Source organism: Paenibacillus sp. P22 (genome assembly GCF_000469945.2).
Classification (GTDB): Bacteria; Bacillota; Bacilli; order Paenibacillales; family Paenibacillaceae; genus Paenibacillus_O; species Paenibacillus_O humicus.
Map to the genome: position 1 here is coordinate 1 of NZ_CBRA020000094.1, position 17,414 is coordinate 17,414.

Below are 17,414 nucleotides of genomic sequence, written 5' to 3' on the forward strand. Positions count from 1 at the left end.
CACCATTAAGAATCCAGAAGCTGCTTCCCCTGGCATCAGCTCGTACGACAAGGTGGATAAAGTTGAAGTAATCGATCCGCAAACGGCTAAGATTACCTTGAAATCCGTCTACGCTCCATTCATCAATGTACTGGTCTCCAGCATTGTTCCTTCCCATGTTTTGAAGGACATTCCGCTTAAAGAACTGGAAAAGAACGCATTCGGCACCGATCCTGCCAAAGCTGTGACAAACGGTCCTTGGAAATGGACGGAATGGAAGCAAAAGCAATATCTGAGCTTCGAAAAAGATGCCAACTACTGGGCCAAAGACGTCAATGACGTCAACATCGACAAAGTCGTCTACAAAATCTACGCCGACCAAAACACGAACGTACAAGCCATCATCAAAGGCGATATCGATATGGTCAGCGGCATCCCGGTTACTCAGGTTGAAGCCGTTAAAGCAAAAGGCCTGAACGTGCTGCTTGCTCCAGGCCCGCTGTACGAGTACATGAGCTTCAACTTCAACAAAATGAACTGGGGAGGCAAGGAATCTCCGTTCGCCGGCGAAAAAACCCGACAAGCGATCGCTTACGCTCTGAACCGTCAAGGCATTCTCGACAATGTCCTGAAAGGCACGGGAAAAGCTTTGAATGCACCGTTCCTGCCAGGCACATGGGCTGACCCTGGCGCAGACGCCGTAACCTACAACTACGATGTAGAGAAATCGAAAGCTCTGCTTGCTGAAGATGGCTGGGTTGCAGATCCTAAAACGGGAATTCTGGCTAAAAACGGCCAAAAATTCGAGTTTGAGCTTCAATACAATGCAGGCAACAGCCGCCGTGAAGCTGTTTCTGCCGTCATTCAGGACAACCTGAAGGCTGTAGGAATCGTTGCAACGCCAAAAGCGATTGATTTCTCTTCCTGGATCGAGCAAAACATCAATCCGGGCAAATTCCAGGCGATCCTGCTTTCCTGGTCGCTCAACAGCCCGGATCCGGACGCCGAATCCATCTTCTCGTCCAAATACTTCCCGCCGAACGGCCAAAACTCCGGCTGGTACAACAACCCGACGCTGGACAAGCTGTGGGTTGACGGCTACTCCACGACGGATCAAGAGAAACGTAAAGAAATTTACAAGCAGGTCGCTCAACAAATTTCCACCAACCTTCCTTATGTCTTCTTGTACCAATACGGTACACCTGAAGTTCTTGGACCACGCGTGAAATACGCAGCAGAAGACGCTCCTGTAGCTGCTCTGGCCTATGGTTACTTCTTCGGGATCAACAAATGGTGGGTCGAGGATTCCAAATAAGGCACCGAGGCATTTGTACTGATATATTGAAAGGGGGAAGGCCCTGTCCTTCCTCCTTTCTCCTTTCTCGATTTTTACTATTTGATGGTCAAGGAAGACGGTTTTGCCCTGCGCATAACCGGCCGGTCCTAAGCCCGGATGAACACCGGTTCTGCCCGGCGCAAAGCCGGCAGCTGCCCAGCATTCAGTTTTGATGTTCCAGAGGAGGATTAAATGATGGGCGAGTATCTTGTCCGCCGGATTTTGCAGTCCGTCGTCGTACTGTTTCTGATTTCGGTTTTTACCTTCGGATTAATCCACGCCGCCCCAGGCGGTCCAACCCAGATCTTTTTGTCCCCAGGTTTGTCAGTTGAAGCAGGAAAGATCAAAGCCCATGAACTTGGTCTTGACCAGCCTATTCCTGTCCAGTATTTACAGTGGATGGGCAATATCTTAAGCGGTGATTTGGGCTCCACATTCAAGAATAATATTCCTGTTGGCGACATTCTGTGGCCTACTGTCAAAAACACGCTGATCCTTATGGGAGCAGCTTGGATTCTGACCTTGATTATCGCCATTCCCTGGGGCATCTACAACAGCACCAAGGAATACGGATTATCGGACCAGACCGCATCATTCATCTCTTATACTGGATTCGCGATGCCGGCTTTCTGGTTCGGCATTATTCTGCAGAGCTACTTCTCTTTAAAACTGGATTGGCTCCCTCTTTCCGATATGTATACAATGGGCAAGGAGGGCAACATCTCGGACTTGTTCATGCACTTGATTCTGCCTGTATCGGTGCTCTCTCTCGGCATGCTTGCCGGTTATCTGAAATATGCCCGATCCAGCATGCTTGAGGTTTTGGAGCAGGATTATATCCGTACGGCAAGAGCCAAGGGCGTGAAGGAGAACAAGGTTGTTTTCAGGCATGCTTTGCGCAATGCGCTTATTCCGCTCATTACCCTGTTCGGCCTTGATTTGCCGATCCTAGTCGGCGGCGCAGCCTTGACGGAAGCCGTCTTCAACTGGCCGGGCATGGGACGTTTATTCGTCGAAATGGCCAACTCCCGTGAATACTCCGTTTTGATGGCCATTACGCTTCTGGGCGCCGTCTTTGTCGTCGTCGGCAATTTGATTGCAGACATCTTGTATGCCGTTGTCGATCCGCGAGTTCAACTGAGCAAAGGAGGCAAGTCCTAATGAGCGCCAATCTGCAGCCAACCAGCCATCCAAGCGTACCTGTTCAGACCGGCGCTGCCCCCAATGCGGAAAAGCCGATTGGACCTTGGAGACAGACATGGAACAAGTTCAAGCGCAATCCCTTTGCCATGACAGGACTTGCCATCTTGCTGATTTTTGTATTGTCTGCCATTCTGGCGCCCTACATCGCTCCTTATGATCCCGCCAAGCAAGATTTGATGAATTCCAATTTGAAGCCGTTTACCGGAAACCATTTCTTGGGGACGGACGAATTGGGCAGGGATATATTCTCCCGCATTGTCTTTAGCGGACGAGTCTCCTTAACAGTTGGTTTTTCCGTTGCCGCGGTGTCTGTTCTGATCGGATCGTTGATTGGAGCCATATCCGGTTACTTCGGCGGTTGGATTGATATTATCTTTATGCGTTTGATCGATGTGATGATATCAATTCCGACGTTGTTCCTGAACATACTGATTGGAGCCATTTTCGGCACAAAATTCATTTATATTATTCTCATCCTCTCGTTTACGAGCTGGATGGGAGTGGCGCGTCTTGTACGGGGGAATTTCCTGCAGCTGCGCGAAATGCAGTATGTGGAAGCAGCCAAAGCGATCGGCGTCTCCAGCTGGGGCATCATCTTCCGCCATCTGCTGCGCAATGCTAGCTTCCCCATTATTGTCAATGCGACTTTAATGGTGGGCGGGGCCATTCTGGCGGAGTCGGGCCTTTCCTACCTGGGGCTCGGAATTCAAATGCCGCAAACGAGCTGGGGCCAAATGCTCAGCAATGCTCAAGAATTCATGCTTATTGATCCCATCCAAGGCGTATATCCAGGCCTTTGCATCTTTTTAGTCGTACTGTCGGTCAACTTCATCGGAGACGGCATCCGCGATGCGCTGGATCCTCGTCAAAAAATGCATCTTTCTCCAAGGAGGCTGGAAAAATGGCGCGCAAAATTCTCGAAGTCAACGAAATGAGTGCCGGCTTCTTCGTGAACAAGGAGATCTTGAAGGCTACCGACCGGATTTCGTTCAGCGTGGAAGAAGGCCAGACTCTATGCATCGTAGGAGAGAGCGGCAGCGGCAAGAGCGTCACCTCTCTCGCCGTCATGCGTCTCATCGATTACGCGGGAGGCATGATTCTCGAAGGCGACATCAAATTCAACGGTGAAGTTCTTTCGGAAAAGGATCAGGATGAAATGCGCAGTATCCGGGGCAACCAGATCGCGATGATCTTCCAGGATCCGATGTCTTCGCTCAATCCCGTATTCACGGTTGGAGAGCAGATAGCCGAGAGCCTTCGTCTCCATCAAAGGAAAAGCCCGAAGGACGCTATGAAGATGGCCATTGATCTGCTTCGCGAGGTCGGCATTCCATCTCCGGAGGTTCGCGCCCGCCAGTATCCGCATGAGCTGTCCGGCGGGATGTGCCAGCGCGTCGTCATCGCGATCGCACTCGCCTGCCGGCCGGAGCTGCTCATTGCGGACGAGCCGACAACGGCTCTCGACGTAACCGTTCAGGCGCAAATCCTCGATCTCCTGCAGCAGCTGCAGAGGGAAACGGGAATGTCGATTGTCCTCATTACTCATGATATGGGCGTAGCGGCAGAGGTTGCTGACCGGATCGTCGTCATGTATGCCGGGGGAATCATGGAAGAAGGCTCTGTCGAGGAGATTTTCAGCAAGCCGAGCCATCCGTATACGGTCGGGCTGCTGAAGTCGATTCCTGGTTTTGAAGCCAAGACGGAAGAAGACCTTTACACGATCAAAGGCAATATTCCGCGAATCAATCAGCTTCCGGGAGGCTGCCGCTTCCACCCGCGCTGCCCGCATGCGATGGATATTTGCCGCCGCGAAGAGCCGGGATTCTTCCAGCTTGGCAATGATCACAAAGCAGCGTGCTGGCTGTTCGAGGAGCATTCCGATGAGTCTCCGCTATCCCCAAGGATCAACATTGGCAGTCAAGGGGAGGTAACGGTATGAGCAGGCAGCTGTCCAACGAAACTTTGATTGAAGTCAAACATATCAAGAAGTACTTCCCGATCAAGAAGGGCTTGCTCAGCCGAGTCGTGGGCCAGGTCAAAGCCGTGGACGATATTTCCCTGGAAATCAAAAAAGGGGAGACATTCGGCCTTGTCGGCGAATCCGGCTGCGGCAAGTCGACGCTTGGACGTGTAATCCTGCGGCTGCAAAGCGCCACGGAAGGCCAAGTGGTCTACAACGGCGAGGACATCCACTCGCTTGGCTCCGGCAAGCTTCGCGATCTCCGTCAAGATCTTCAAATCATCTTCCAGGATCCGTTCGGATCGCTGAACCCGCGCTTCCGCGTCAGCGACGTCATCGGCGAACCGCTCAAGGTGCATACGAATATGTCTGGAAAAGATATCGACGCTCGTGTCGTCGAGCTGATGGAGCTAGTCGGCCTTGACGCTTCCCGCCGCAACCGCTATCCGCATGAGTTCTCCGGCGGCCAGCGGCAGCGGATCGGCATCGCGCGTGCGATCGCGCTCAATCCGAAGTTCATCGTCGCGGACGAAGCCGTCAGCGCCCTGGACGTGTCCGTCCAGTCCCAGGTGCTCAACCTGCTGGCGAAGCTGCAGCGTGAGCTTGGTCTGACCTTCCTGTTCATCGCTCACGGCCTCAACGTCGTCCGCCACATCTCGGATCGCGTCGGCGTCATGTATCTCGGCAAGCTGGCAGAAGTCGGCCCGACGGAGGAGCTGTACAACAAGCCGCTGCATCCGTATTCCGCAGCGCTACTGTCCTCCATTCCGAAGCCGAATCCGGCTCTCAAGCGCGAGCGCATCATTCTCAAGGGCGATGTGCCTTCGCCGGCGAACCCTCCATCGGGCTGCCGCTTCCATCCGCGCTGTCCGCTCGCGCAGGATCGCTGCAAGGCGGAAGAGCCGCTGCTTCGCGAGGTGCTGCCTGGCCGTCAAGTCGCTTGCCACTTCCCGCTTCTTGAGGAAGGCGATCTGCAGCGCATGGCTTCGGGACGTTTGGGATAATAGATTTCACAATGAAATAGAGAAGAAGCCCCCTGACGGGGGGCTTCTTTTCGTTTTAGGATGTTGTCTGCCAATTGGAATTTGCAGAGTTGGTTTTTACTCTTTAGAGTGCGTGAGCCCAGAAGGGGGGGACTCAATAACGGGTGAAGTTTTGTACAAGCGTGAACGTAAGTTAAATCTTGGTTGTCTTAATATGGAACCCGGTTAGCTGCAGTCATGCAAAAATCAAAATATCCTGCCCTCCGTTAGGACAAGATCCGCCATTCCGGGAGAATAAGCCGGCTCGGCCGTCATACAATGGGACTAAGGATACATCATGCGGACACATCTGGGGAGGGAGCGGGAATGGGGACCGGGATGAGCATGGAATCGATCTTCTCCACGGCAGGAACGGCATTCACGATTCTGATTGCGGTCATTGCGGTGATCATCGGTGCGGGCCTCTGGAAATCCTACTCGGGCTGGAACCGCAACAACGGCCAGCCTCAGCTGTCGGTGAAGGCGGCCGTGGTCAGCAAGCGGTCCCGGGTCCGCAGCCAGCAGCCCTATGAGGAAGGCTCGCATCAGCAGACGCTGACCGATTATTTTGCGACTTTCGAAGTCGAAAGCGGAGATCGGATGGAATTCTCGGTCACAGGCCGGGATTTCGGCCTGCTGGCTGAAGGGGATACCGGCAAGCTCACCTTCCGCGGCTCCCGCTACCAAGGGTTTGAAAGAGACAATAATCGCGTCATCCAATTCGGATGATACTTCATCTGCAAATACCAGCCGGAATCTCCCTCATGGAGCATTCCGGTTTATTTGATTTAAATTTAGCTGGCTAGATTGGAAACATGTTCATTAAGCAGATGAATAGAAGCGCTGTCTCAAGCAGAAATAAGCTGCCATCCTAGAACAGGATAGCAGCTTGAGTGAACAAAATGGCCGATCATTGCCTATTCATCCTAATTAGACATCATCTTTAACGGAAAGATAAATCGAACCATTTGAACCATCGGACGTGGTGTATTTGAACGTCCAGGTGCCGACTTGTCCTTTTCCCCATGTGGGTTCACTTGTCACAGCTTCACCTGGCTGCAAGGTCCGATCCAGCCAATTCACATTCTGGGGACTGACAAGATACAATTTTACGGGTTTTGCGGAATCGTTTCGAACGTATATTCTTACCGCAGTATCAACGGTTTTGCTGAAATGAAACGATGTCGATCCTTGGCCTCCGTTAATGGTATAATTTCCAGCATTCACAAGAGTTTGCTGAGGAGTAATTTCGGATGGGGATCCAAGATGGAGAAGGGAAGATGATTGAGCTCCTTGAGCAGGAAGAGCACTAGCTGGGGAACCAGCAAGCAGGGCGGCTGAAATCACAGACGATGCTAAAACAAACGAAAGCTTTTTCATGTTTTTTCCTCCTTAGGATATTTTTAATACATACAAATAATAACATTAAATAAGGTTTAAATCCATTTTATTTAAATTAAAAAATATTAATGTTTCAAAAAATACGATTTGTTTATTTGATATTTTTCTTTATATATGGGAAAACTGAAGGAAAGAAATACTTTTTAAGTAATCTAAAGAAATATTTGAGTATTCGAGCTCTGAGAGGATGGAGAAAAAGGAAAGAGGCTCTATGCAAGCAGTTACTCCGTATAGAGGCCATCAACAAAAAAAAAGGATTCCGGAGACTGGAATCCCTGTTTAAGCTTTGAATAGATAATGGAAAGCTGCTCGGCCCGTAATCTAGAAGAAGCCTCTTGCATTCATGACTGGAGAGGAAGAGACAGGATTTTAAAACAGAAGTTCAATAAACTCATCCAAGCTGACGGGGCCTAAATAAGGTGTCAAACCGGTATCCGACAACGCCTCGCGGACGGACTGCTGATCATAGCGCACTCCTGCAAGCAGCTTCTCAAGCTCGGCAACTTCGCCGGTTCCAAAAAAATCTCCGTAGATGGAAGCCTGTTCAATACGTCCGGCCTCGACATTCAGCCGTACATCAAAGGTTCCCGCTGATAGCCTCTTCACCTGACGCAAGTTGAATGCCGGAGAACGCCCGTAGTTCCACTCCCAGTTGCGATAGCGCTCCTCCGAGATTTTGCGGACGCCTTCCCAGTCCGCTTCCGTCAGCTCGTAGGCTTCGACGGGGTGGCCATCGTATAAAGTCTCAAGCAAATAGGAACGGAACTGCTCCACCGTCATCGGCTTCTGCAGAAACTCAGAAATGTTGGCGACACGGCTGCGAATGGATTTTGTCGACTTGGACTTGAACTTCTCCGGATTGGCTTTGAGCGCCGATGCGACATGTGTGATGTCGGATTGGAACAACAACGTGCCGTGAGTGAACATACGGCCGCGTGTCGCGAACTGGGCGTTGCCCGATATTTTGCGTTCGCCGACCTGGATGTCATTCCGTCCGCTTAGCTCGGCTTCTACGCCTAACGAGCGAAGCGCTTGAATGACCGGTTCCGTGAATTTGCGGTAGTTGCGGAAGGATTCGCCATCATCCTTGGTGATGAAGCTGTAATTCAAGTTGCCGTGATCATGATAGACGGCCCCGCCACCGGATAGCCGGCGTACGACATGAATATTCTGTTCCTTGACATAGTCTTCGTTGATTTCCTCCAGCGTATTCTGGTTTTTCCCAATGATGATGGACGGTTCGTTGATGTAAAACAGCAGATAATCTTCATCAGCGGGAAGATGGCGAAGAATATATTCTTCGAGAGCCAGATTAAGGGATGGATCATGCATGTCCCGGTTGTCGACAAACAGCATTGGCGCTTCCTCCTCGAGTTCTGTACGGATGTTGATTCCACTGTACCATAACGGAGCTCAATGCAAAAATGCCGCCTGCTGGGGCAGGCGGCATTGGCATGGTAGAGATCAATAAAGGGAAATCGTAAGCGTGTCTTTTTCATTGATCGTATGGAGAGTAGCTTCGCTTCCCGAGATTTCGACGCTGATCAGGGAACGGATGGAGCCTTTGAGAGCATTTTTGCCTGTGGACAGCTTGCGGTTCAATACCTCGCCTAACTTATCCAGTGCTTTTTTATTGTTTTGTTCGGCGATATATACAGGAATCTTCTTGTTTTGGAAGGAAATCAGAGTTCTCATGTTCTTATCACTCCAATCAATTCGAATGGTTGAGTATATTGTACCCAATCAAGATTAATAGATTCTTAAAAAAGGGTTATGAATTCGTTACAATTAGCCCGGAATCAAGCTTTTCCGTTCTTAAATCGCATGCAATCTAATCCTTTAGTAAAGTAAGTATAATCATTGAGTGTGTCGGATGCAACCCATAACCCAAAATTTCATGACTAAAAAAGGTTCCGTGTTAAACGTTCTTCATGTGCTTGCGCATTCCTGCCTGTGGAAACGAGGAAGTAGACATATCTTTTCCCCGATAATCTGACAGTATATTGTCGAGTGTGACGGCATCGTCGATATGGTCCGTCGGGCGAAGGCAAGTACTTGCTGTCCGAATCGGGAGATTGAAAACCATATATATAGGAAGAGAAGGAATGAAGCTGACGGTCTTCTTGCGCATGAGACCGCGTATCGACATCGAACAGCCCGCAGCCCTATCATTCATCATTCTGCTGAAACGCCTCATTCCGCTTGGATGCTCTTCGCCAAGGCTATGCCTGAATCCATTCATTTCTCCGTTCAAGGTGCGGAAGAAAACGATCTTGACTTGACTGGATAAAGATACATGGGATACTCTTCTAGGTATCACTACCTTCTCTAACGATAGGCATTCAACGGCAAATGGGAGAATGCCCTTTTGGTTGTAGAGGTCATCTCTTGAACCGATGTCATCGCTTTCTTCTATATAGAGACGTACAAGGATTGGAAGGATTACGATGGGAATGTTAATGAAATACGCATTGACCGGCGTATTGAATACAGTTCTGGATTATGCGATTTTCGGCCTTTTGAACGCGGTTTTTGGAGTCCACTATTTGATCGCGCAGACGATCAGCTACGGGGTCGCCACAATCAACAGCTATCTGGTCAACCGGAGCTGGACGTTCAGAAGCTCGGAGCCGGGACGCAAAGGCGAATGGCTCCGGTTTTTGGCCGTGAACCTGTTCACATTCGGAATTTCGACTGCTGTACTGGCTGTTTTTCACGGCGGGTTGGGATGGAATACGCTGATTGCGAAAGGAATTGCCGTCGTCGTTGCGACCGGAGCCGGATTTGCCGCCAATAAATATTGGGTATTTCGCGTCAAGAAAGTATCTCCGGACGTGACCAAAGTCTCGAATTCTGTCGAATCGGGTCTGGAAAAACCTTGAACGCCACCATCATCTCTTCCTCTCGTTCCTAAGTCCCTGAATGCGGCCGTCTGTTATAGGACTACTGCCGGGGCGCCGAAACAAGAAGGGACAGACGACAGAACAGGAAAACCGCTCAAGAGAGCGGTTTTTTGTTCTTTCACGGACCTGGAAGCGACTGCGACAATAGTCTGCTTCATGGAAGCCTTGCGGAAGCTTCCATCGAAGATGACGATAACGCATACATTTCCATGAAAACGTGAACAAGTCTGAATATTCCTGCGCTATAATGCATGAAAACTAGGAGCAGGGTACTTGAAAACAGGACCTGAAAATGAACAGGAAAGACTAATCCAAACACATCTTTCTTCCCTCTAGCTTTTGCGACGAACTGTGTCATAATCGAACCAACAAGCTGAATAGCAGCGAATCTGCTGTGAGGCTGACTGCAATCCCCTGGCAGCCCGTGTCTGAAAATACCGAATGCTGAAGCTTTGATCTGACAACAGACGCGCTTTTCATCCATGCATGGCGAGCATCGATGGAAGCGACGATACAGGGAGGGACAAAGGGATGGCGGTCCGCAAACTATCGCTTGTCACGGAATACGAGGGACTGAACGAGCAAATCCAGAGAACAAGGGAGAGCCTGCAGGCATTTATGGAGATGGAGCAGAAAAAGCTGAAATTGCGCCAATTCCTTCAAGTACTCGCGGAGGATGAAAGCCTCGGCTCCGCCAATCAGGCCGATTCGCTTGCCGAGCTGCTGTATGTGACGGAATATCCGCTCCGCCGTGAATTCGTGTTCGATTACAAGAAGAACCGCTACGTGCCGGGAAGCCAGAAACCGCGCATCGATCTGGCTGAGCTTCTGACGCTTCTTCTGGACAAGAAGGGCATCGATAAAAGCTTCGAGGATCTGATGGAGCATATTCTCCGCGGCGGAAGCCTGGATGATTTCCTGGAGGGAAACTAACAAGCCGTCATAAGATAGAAGAAGCCAATGGGAATTGCGCTCTTTTTTTTTCTCAAAAAGTTCTCGAAATGAATAATTAAAGAAAATTAATAATTCAAATAGGAGCCTGTTCTCATATATTCAACCATTTTTTACTGGAGGGAACATCTTGGAAATCAAACATTATGCCTACATCATCCGCAAGCGGCTATGGCTGATCGCAGCCATCGTCATCGTGAGCTGCTCGCTGGCCGCAACCTACTCCTATTGGTACGCCAAACCCCAATACGAGGCTTCGGCCAAGCTGCTCGTCGGACAGGTCAAGGACGGCGGCGGTTTGATGTCCAGCATCGACCTCAGCATGATCAACAGCAATATCCAGCTGATCAAAACCTACAAGGAAATCATCAAGACGCCGCGCATCATGCAGATCGTCGCCGAACAATATCCGCAGCTCCATCAAAGCGCCGGCGAGCTCGCCGGGAAGGTGACGGTGACATCCGTCAACGACACCCAGGTCATGTCGGTTACCGCCAGAGACGAGTCGTTCGCCGGGGCGGCGAATATTGTGAATGCCGTCTCCCTCGTCTTCTCCAAGGAAATTCCCAAGCTGCTGCAGGTCGACAACGTCTCGATTCTGAATCAAGCCGATCCTGCTGCCGGGGCCGCGCCGGTCGCTCCAAACGCCAAGCTGAATATCGTCACGGCGTTCGCCCTTTCGCTGCTGGCGGGTCTGGGGCTGGCGTTCCTGCTTGAGTATCTCGACGATACGATCAAGTCGGAAGAAGATGTCCGCGACGCCCTTGGACTTCCGGTGCTTACGGCGATTCCGAAATTCAAGGAGAGAGAGGCGACCGCCAAGGGCGGCAGCAATCTGAACAATACGGAAACGATACCGGCTTCCGGCCATGTGGGGAGGAAAAGCAATGTCTCGCTTGACGCGTAATTGGACGCTCATAACGGCAAGCAATCCGAAGTCGCCGATCTCGGAATCATACCGGATGCTCCGTACCGGGGTGGACTACGCCGGAGTCGACGATCCGGTCGACCTGCTGATGGTCACCTCTTGCCGGGCAGGAGAAGGCAAAAGCACGACTTCGGCCAACATGGCCGTCACCTTTGCCCAGGCGGGGCAAAAAGTGCTGCTGATCGATGCGGATATGCGGAAACCTTCTCAGCATCATATCTTTTCCCTCAGCAACCGGGGAGGACTCACCGGAGTGCTGCAAGGACGCAGCACGCTCGAGCAGGGGGTTCAAGCTGCGGAGGTGGACAATCTCGATATTTTGACAGCGGGGCCGACTCCCCCCAACCCTTCGGAGATGCTCGGGTCGAGAGCGATGGCCGCGCTGCTGGAGCTGGCCAAGGAGCAGTACGATCAGGTCATTGTCGACACGCCTCCTATTCTGGCTGTGACGGATGCCCATATCGTAGCCGGCAAGTGCGACGGCGTCGTGCTCGTCATCGATTCCGGCAAAGTGAAGAGCGATACGGCGCGGAAAGCGAAGGAAACGCTTGAAAACGCCGGGTCGCGGATGCTCGGAGTCGTTCTCAACAATGTCGACCGGGACGGCAACAGCGGCTACTACTATTACTACTACGGCGGCGAGGAGCAGGCTTGAGCACGGAATGGACGGATTTTTCCCGCAAGCGGAAATTGAGCCGCCTCCAGCCGTGAGGATTGGCCGGCAAGCCGGGCGAGGCGGTTCGAATCAGCCCAGGTAATGTCTCCTGCACCTCTATCACCGGAGGCACTCGGTCATGCTGTGGGCCAGCGGCCTTAGACGTTCATCGTCGAGGGCATGACGTGAGGCGGGGTTCGATGCCCCCTGTGTTGGTTTGGAGATTTTCCGGTGAGGTTTCACCGGTGCTTTTGAGAATCGGAGCTGTGCGAGAAATGAGCGCGGCGGACATAAACTTGTTTCGGCGTAGGAAATGAGCAGGCGGAATGGCCATGTAGAGTTTTTTGGAACAGTTGATAGCGGACGATGCGCAGGTTTTTGCGACTGCTGATAGCGGAAGGGGCGGAATCGTTCTGGAGAAGCGTGAGCGTTCGCCTTTGAAGACCGGATTCCCCCAAAAGAAGTTCATGAAATCCGGGCTTCAACAGCGATCGGAAGAACGATCCGTACCTGCAGCGGTTTTGCTGCAATGTGCATCAGCTGCAGCAAATCGAGCGTTATGGGCGGTATTTGAGCAAATGAAACCATTCCAAATAGATAGGGTGAGCGTCATGCAAAAAGTGAGAAAAGCGATTATTCCCGCCGCCGGCTTAGGAACGCGATTTTTGCCGGCAACCAAAGCGATGCCGAAGGAAATGCTCCCGATCGTAGACAAGCCGACGATCCAGTACATCGTCGAGGAAGCGATCGAGTCCGGCATCGAGGACATTATCGTCGTCACCGGCAAGGGCAAACGGGCGATCGAGGACCACTTCGACATCGCTTTCGAATTGGAGCATACGCTTCAGGAGAAAGGCAAGCTGGACATTTTGGAGAAGGTCCGCCGCTCATCCAACGTCGAGATCCACTATATCCGGCAAAAAGAAGCCAAAGGGCTTGGCCATGCGGTCTGGTGCGCCCGCAACTTCATCGGCAACGAGCCGTTCGCGGTTCTGCTTGGGGACGACATCGTGCAATCGGATGTCCCTTGCACGCGGCAACTGATCGAGCAGTATGACCAGACCGGGAAATCGGTCATCGGTGTCCAGACCGTAGGCGTCGAACAGACTCATCGCTACGGCATCGTCGATCCGATCGGCAATCTGGATCACCCGCTCAGCAGGCTGCATGGCGTCAATCGGTTCGTGGAAAAGCCGGCTCCGGGAGAAGCGCCGTCCAATCTGGCCATCATGGGCCGATATGTGCTGACGCCGGAAATTTTCGAATTTCTCGGCAGGCATGAGACGGGAGCGGGAGGAGAAATCCAGCTCACGGACGCGATCCAGCGGCTCAACGAGCATCAGGGCGTGTATGCCTATGATTTCGAAGGGATCCGTTATGATGTCGGCGAGAAGCTCGGGTTTATTCTTACGACGCTGGAGTTCGCAATTCGCAACCCTGAGCTTCGTCATCCTCTGCTTACCGAGATGGGCGAAATGCTGGAGCGGGAGCTGGGCAGGGGGCTGCTGGCGGCACGCGGCGAATAGGCTGCCGGGGAGCTGGAGGACCATACGGAAACGGAGTTGGAGGCATGAAGGTAACGGTCGCAATCTGTACGCATAACCGCGCCGCAGACACGAAGGAAGCGGTATGGAGCGTGCTCGGGCAGCAGTTCGATTCCAATCAGTACGAGGTGCTCGTCGTGGACAACAAGTCGACGGACGGCACATGGGAGACGATGCTCGAGCTGCAGCGCACGCCCGGCGTCGGACCGGAGCGGGTGCGCTGCGTACGGGAGGAGACGCTCGGCTTGTCGGCGGCGAGAAACCGGGCCATCAGGGAAGCGAGAGGTCAATACATCCTCTTCCTGGACGACGACGCCGTGGCGAAGCCAGGCTGGATGGGAGCGATCATCGACGTGTTCGAGCGGGATGCCGGCATCGGATGCGTAGGCGGCAAGATCGACCCGGTATGGGAAGGCGGCGAGCCGGCTTGGCTGCCGGACATGTTCAAGACGCTGTACACGGTGCTGGATTACGCGCCGGGCGTCACGGAGATGGAAGCTCCACGGATTCCATTCGGAGCGAACGTCGCGTTCCGGGCGGATGTATTCAAGCGCCATGCCCCGTTCCGCGAGGATCTCGGCCGTGTCGGGAGCAATCTGCTGTCGAGCGAGGAGAGCGAGCTCATCGACCGGATCCGGGCGACGCATAAGGTATGCTACACCCCGCATGCCGTCGTCGACCATAAAATCGCCAAAAGCCGCATCAGCCGCAAATGGTTCCTGCGCCGGGTGTACTGGCAGGGCATAAGCGATGCCGCCCGCAAGCAGCGCGGCCCCGGATATCTCCTGAAGCAGGCGGTGAAGGTGCCGGTCTCGGCGCTGCTGCTGCCGTTCGCCTTGACGGACAGCCGCAAAGCGATCGTCCAGCTGCGCCGCATCCAGTACAGCAACGGCTATATCGCCGGCTGCCTCGGATTGTACAAGTGATCGGAGAGGCTTTCTCTTTTTTTTACCCTGGAGGTCGCGTTATGAATAATAAAATGAAAAAAATGAGAGGCGTCGATCTGTGAGCGCGGGTGCTGCCGGGGAGACTCCCGCTCCGAACGGAAGGCTGGCCAAAGCGCTGCGCCAGCTGAGAGGCAAAGGAATGGCGGCGACAATCGCCAGGACGAGCGGAACGAACATGCTGATCATGCTGCTCGGCACGCTGACCTCGATCCTGACTGCCCGGATGTTCGGAGTGACCGGGAAAGGCGAACTGGCCGCCATTCTGTTCTGGCCCTCCTTTCTGGCGGGACTGACCGGCTTCGGCTTGCCGACGGCGCTGATCTATCAGGTCAAGCGCGGCGCATCGATGGCTGGCAGCCTGGCGGTCAGTCTGGCGGTGCTCCTGCCGGCGAGCCTGATGACCGGAGCGGTCGCCTGGATCGGCCTTCCCCACTGGATGGACGGATACAGTCCGGAAGCGGTCGCTTCCGCCAGGCTGTACACGGTGATCGCCGTGCCGATGGCGCTGGCCGTAAATCTCATCGCGGCCGCGGCGCAAAGCGCGGGCCGCTTCCCGGTGTACAACGGCATTCGGCTGTATGTGCCGCTGCTCAATCTGGCCGGGCTCGCCGCCTTATGGGCGGCAGGCAGGCTGACGGTGCCTTCGGCCGTCATCGTTTATCTCGTCACGACGGCGGCCGTCATCGCGCTGGCTGCGGCGGGCTTGCGCGGCGAATTCGCTTCGATGAGCTGGAGACTGGCGTGGAACCGAAAGGTCGCCGCCCCGCTGCTGTCATACGGCAGCCGGGTGTTCGGCACAGACCTGCTCGGCACGCTGTACGGCCAATTCGACAAGCTCATCATCTTATCGCTGCTCACGCCCCGGGATTTCGGGCTGTATTCGGTCGTGTACGCTCTCTCCCGGATGTTCAACGTCGTGCAGACGGCGATAACGAGCGTTGTATTTCCCAAAGTAACGGGCGAGAGCCGGGAAGCGGTCATCTCCACCGTCAGCCGGGCGTTCCGGCTGTCGATGCTGCTGATGCTGGCCGCCGTCGTGCCCGCGATGCTGATCGGAAGCCGGCTGATCGGACTTGTGTTCGGTCCCGCATTCCTGGAAGCGAGCGGAACGTTCTACCTGCTGTCGCTCGAATGCATCATCGGCGGGGGATCGTGGATTCTCGCCTCGGCCTTCAATGCGATGGGACGTCCCGGCATGGTGCTGATCCGCCAGATCATCGCTCTTGCGGCCACGGTGGCGCTGTTCTTCGTCCTGACGCCGCTGATGGGGCTTGAGGGACTTGCGCTGGCGCTGCTCTGCGGAGCGCTGATCCGCATGGCGGTGTCCATCGCCTCGATGCGGCTGCTGTTCGGCGTTCCTCTGCGCCGCATCCTGTACGACCGCGAGGATTTCCGGTTCCTCCTGAACCGGATTCAATCAAGAAGAATGGCGGCCGCGGCCGCCGGAGGAGGAACGAGGAAGGCATGAGCAAGCTTGAATCCTATTCGATGGAGCAGCTGAAGGAGCGGCTTTCGCTTATTACGAGAAGCATTCCGAAAGGCTCTGAAATCATCTATATCGACTATCCCGTGCACAGCAACGGCGGGGACATCCTCATCATGAAGGGCACCGAGGCGTTCTTCAAGGCATACGGCATCCGCGTCCGCGCCCGCTACAGCGTGCTGGACTTCCCGGATGGGCTCAAGGTTCCGCCGAGCTGCATTCTCGTGCTGCACGGAGGAGGCAACTTCGGGGATCTCTATACGAAGCATCAGCTGCTGCGGGAAAAAATCGTGGAGCAGTACCCGGGGCACCGGATCGTCATGCTGCCGCAGACGATCTTCTACAAGAGCGAGCTGAACTTCGGCCGGACCGCGGCCGTGTTCAACCGGCACCGCGACCTGCATCTGTACGTGCGGGACACGCTCAGCTACGAGATGGCGCGCAAGAAGTTCAAAAACATCAAGGTGTTCATGTCTCCCGACATGGCCCACCAGCTGTATCCGATCGCCTCGGCTTCTCCTCCGTCGGGCGAGACGCTGTTCTTTCTCCGGAACGACATCGAGAAGACGCCGCAGCAGGAGCTGCTTGAACGGTCGGGGGGAGCGAGCAGCGCGACCAAAGACTGGACAAGCCTCTATACGGCGGCGGAGCGCAAGGCGCTTGTCGTCATGATGAAGCTCTATCGTCTTCCCGGAGCCCGCGGGCCGCTGCAGCGGATCTGGTACCGGTATTCCCAGTTCCTCGTGAACAAGGCGATCCGCGAATTCGGCGCTTACGGCAGCATCGTCACTTCAAGGCTGCACGGCCATATTCTCGCCTGCCTGATGGACAAGCCGAGCGTTCTGCTCGACAATTCCTACGGCAAAAATACGAGCTATTACAATGCCTGGACGAATCGGGTGCCGGGAGCCGAGCTGTCGGCGGAAACCCTGGCCAACTAGAAGCGTCTTCGGCAGCCTTTAATCCAAATGAGCGGAGGATGATTTCACTTGGCATTTCACGACAGAAGCGAGGAAGCGGTCGGCGGGGGCTGTCCGGCGCAAGCGCGGCAGCTGGCGATCTACGAGCAGCTCAAGCGGTCGGTCGACATCGGCTGCTCGCT

17 protein-coding genes are annotated in these 17,414 nt (G+C 53.9%); 14 read left to right on the forward strand and 3 right to left on the reverse strand.

Annotated elements, in window-relative coordinates; translation table 11 throughout:
- The 6 genes from BN871_RS14225 to BN871_RS14250 form a co-directional block, all read left to right on the forward strand.
- Window positions 1–1,294 (forward strand): ABC transporter substrate-binding protein (locus tag BN871_RS14225; protein WP_048746789.1); only part of this gene is annotated, 1,294 nt, incomplete at its 5' end.
- Between the two features lie 216 nt (window positions 1,295–1,510).
- Window positions 1,511–2,476 carry an ABC transporter permease gene (locus BN871_RS14230; RefSeq protein WP_048746791.1) on the forward strand — a complete coding sequence of 322 codons (966 nt, stop codon included), beginning with the start codon at window positions 1,511–1,513 and terminating at the stop codon, window positions 2,474–2,476.
- Window positions 2,476–3,453 (forward strand): ABC transporter permease, encoded by a 978-nt coding sequence (locus tag BN871_RS14235; protein WP_048746793.1) that lies wholly within the window; start codon window positions 2,476–2,478, stop codon window positions 3,451–3,453. The genes BN871_RS14230 and BN871_RS14235 overlap by 1 nt, the downstream gene beginning before the upstream one ends.
- Window positions 3,420–4,457 carry an ABC transporter ATP-binding protein gene (locus BN871_RS14240; protein WP_048746795.1) on the forward strand — a complete coding sequence of 346 codons (1,038 nt, stop codon included), beginning with the start codon at window positions 3,420–3,422 and terminating at the stop codon, window positions 4,455–4,457. The genes BN871_RS14235 and BN871_RS14240 overlap by 34 nt, the downstream gene beginning before the upstream one ends.
- On the forward strand, window positions 4,454–5,482 hold the full coding sequence (locus BN871_RS14245) for an ABC transporter ATP-binding protein (protein ID WP_048746797.1): 1,029 nt from the start codon (window positions 4,454–4,456) through the stop codon (window positions 5,480–5,482). Before BN871_RS14240 ends, BN871_RS14245 begins: the two co-directional genes overlap by 4 nt.
- Window positions 5,483–5,827: 345 nt before the next feature.
- Window positions 5,828–6,229, forward strand: a complete 402-nt coding sequence (locus BN871_RS14250) for a DUF2500 domain-containing protein (RefSeq protein ID WP_198158046.1) — start codon at window positions 5,828–5,830, stop codon at window positions 6,227–6,229.
- Window positions 6,230–6,430: 201 nt separating this feature from the next.
- On the opposite strand, the gene BN871_RS27750 is transcribed toward BN871_RS14250, so the two are convergent.
- From BN871_RS27750 to BN871_RS14260, 3 genes are all read right to left on the reverse strand, one after another.
- Window positions 6,431–6,880, reverse strand: a complete 450-nt coding sequence (locus BN871_RS27750) for a hypothetical protein (RefSeq protein ID WP_127509524.1) — start codon at window positions 6,878–6,880, stop codon at window positions 6,431–6,433.
- Window positions 6,881–7,270: 390 nt separating this feature from the next.
- Window positions 7,271–8,257, reverse strand: coding sequence for a lipoate--protein ligase (locus BN871_RS14255; RefSeq protein WP_048746799.1), 987 nt, complete (start codon window positions 8,255–8,257; stop codon window positions 7,271–7,273).
- A gap of 108 nt (window positions 8,258–8,365) precedes the next feature.
- The gene (locus BN871_RS14260) at window positions 8,366–8,596 is read right to left on the reverse strand and encodes a hypothetical protein (protein ID WP_021879285.1); all 231 of its coding nucleotides are present in this window, start codon (window positions 8,594–8,596) and stop codon (window positions 8,366–8,368) included.
- A gap of 752 nt (window positions 8,597–9,348) precedes the next feature.
- Between BN871_RS14260 and BN871_RS14265 the strand changes: the two genes are divergently transcribed.
- The 8 genes from BN871_RS14265 (at window position 9,349) to BN871_RS14300 (ending at window position 17,253) form a co-directional block, all read left to right on the forward strand.
- Window positions 9,349–9,783, forward strand: a complete 435-nt coding sequence (locus tag BN871_RS14265) for a GtrA family protein (protein WP_048746801.1) — start codon at window positions 9,349–9,351, stop codon at window positions 9,781–9,783.
- A 552-nt stretch (window positions 9,784–10,335) separates the two neighbouring features.
- The gene (locus BN871_RS14270; protein ID WP_021879282.1) at window positions 10,336–10,737 is read left to right on the forward strand and encodes a hypothetical protein; all 402 of its coding nucleotides are present in this window, start codon (window positions 10,336–10,338) and stop codon (window positions 10,735–10,737) included.
- 148 nt (window positions 10,738–10,885) lie between these two features.
- Complete coding sequence (locus BN871_RS14275) at window positions 10,886–11,662, forward strand: YveK family protein (RefSeq protein WP_048746803.1); 777 nt, start codon at window positions 10,886–10,888, stop codon at window positions 11,660–11,662.
- On the forward strand, window positions 11,643–12,338 hold the full coding sequence (locus BN871_RS14280) for a CpsD/CapB family tyrosine-protein kinase (RefSeq protein ID WP_048746804.1): 696 nt from the start codon (window positions 11,643–11,645) through the stop codon (window positions 12,336–12,338). Before BN871_RS14275 ends, BN871_RS14280 begins: the two co-directional genes overlap by 20 nt.
- 611 nt (window positions 12,339–12,949) lie before the next feature.
- Entirely contained in the window at window positions 12,950–13,864 is a 915-nt protein-coding gene (galU, locus tag BN871_RS14285; protein ID WP_048746805.1) for a UTP--glucose-1-phosphate uridylyltransferase GalU, read from the forward strand.
- A gap of 44 nt (window positions 13,865–13,908) precedes the next feature.
- On the forward strand, window positions 13,909–14,808 hold the full coding sequence (locus tag BN871_RS14290) for a glycosyltransferase family 2 protein (RefSeq protein ID WP_048746807.1): 900 nt from the start codon (window positions 13,909–13,911) through the stop codon (window positions 14,806–14,808).
- Window positions 14,809–14,887: 79 nt separating this feature from the next.
- A complete protein-coding gene (locus tag BN871_RS14295) occupies window positions 14,888–16,297 on the forward strand; it encodes an oligosaccharide flippase family protein (protein WP_021879277.1) in 1,410 nt (469 codons plus the stop codon).
- Window positions 16,294–17,253: a polysaccharide pyruvyl transferase family protein gene (locus BN871_RS14300; RefSeq protein WP_021879276.1), complete on the forward strand. Its 960-nt coding sequence runs from the start codon at window positions 16,294–16,296 to the stop codon at window positions 17,251–17,253. The genes BN871_RS14295 and BN871_RS14300 overlap by 4 nt, the downstream gene beginning before the upstream one ends.
- Window positions 17,254–17,414 lie beyond the last annotated feature (161 nt).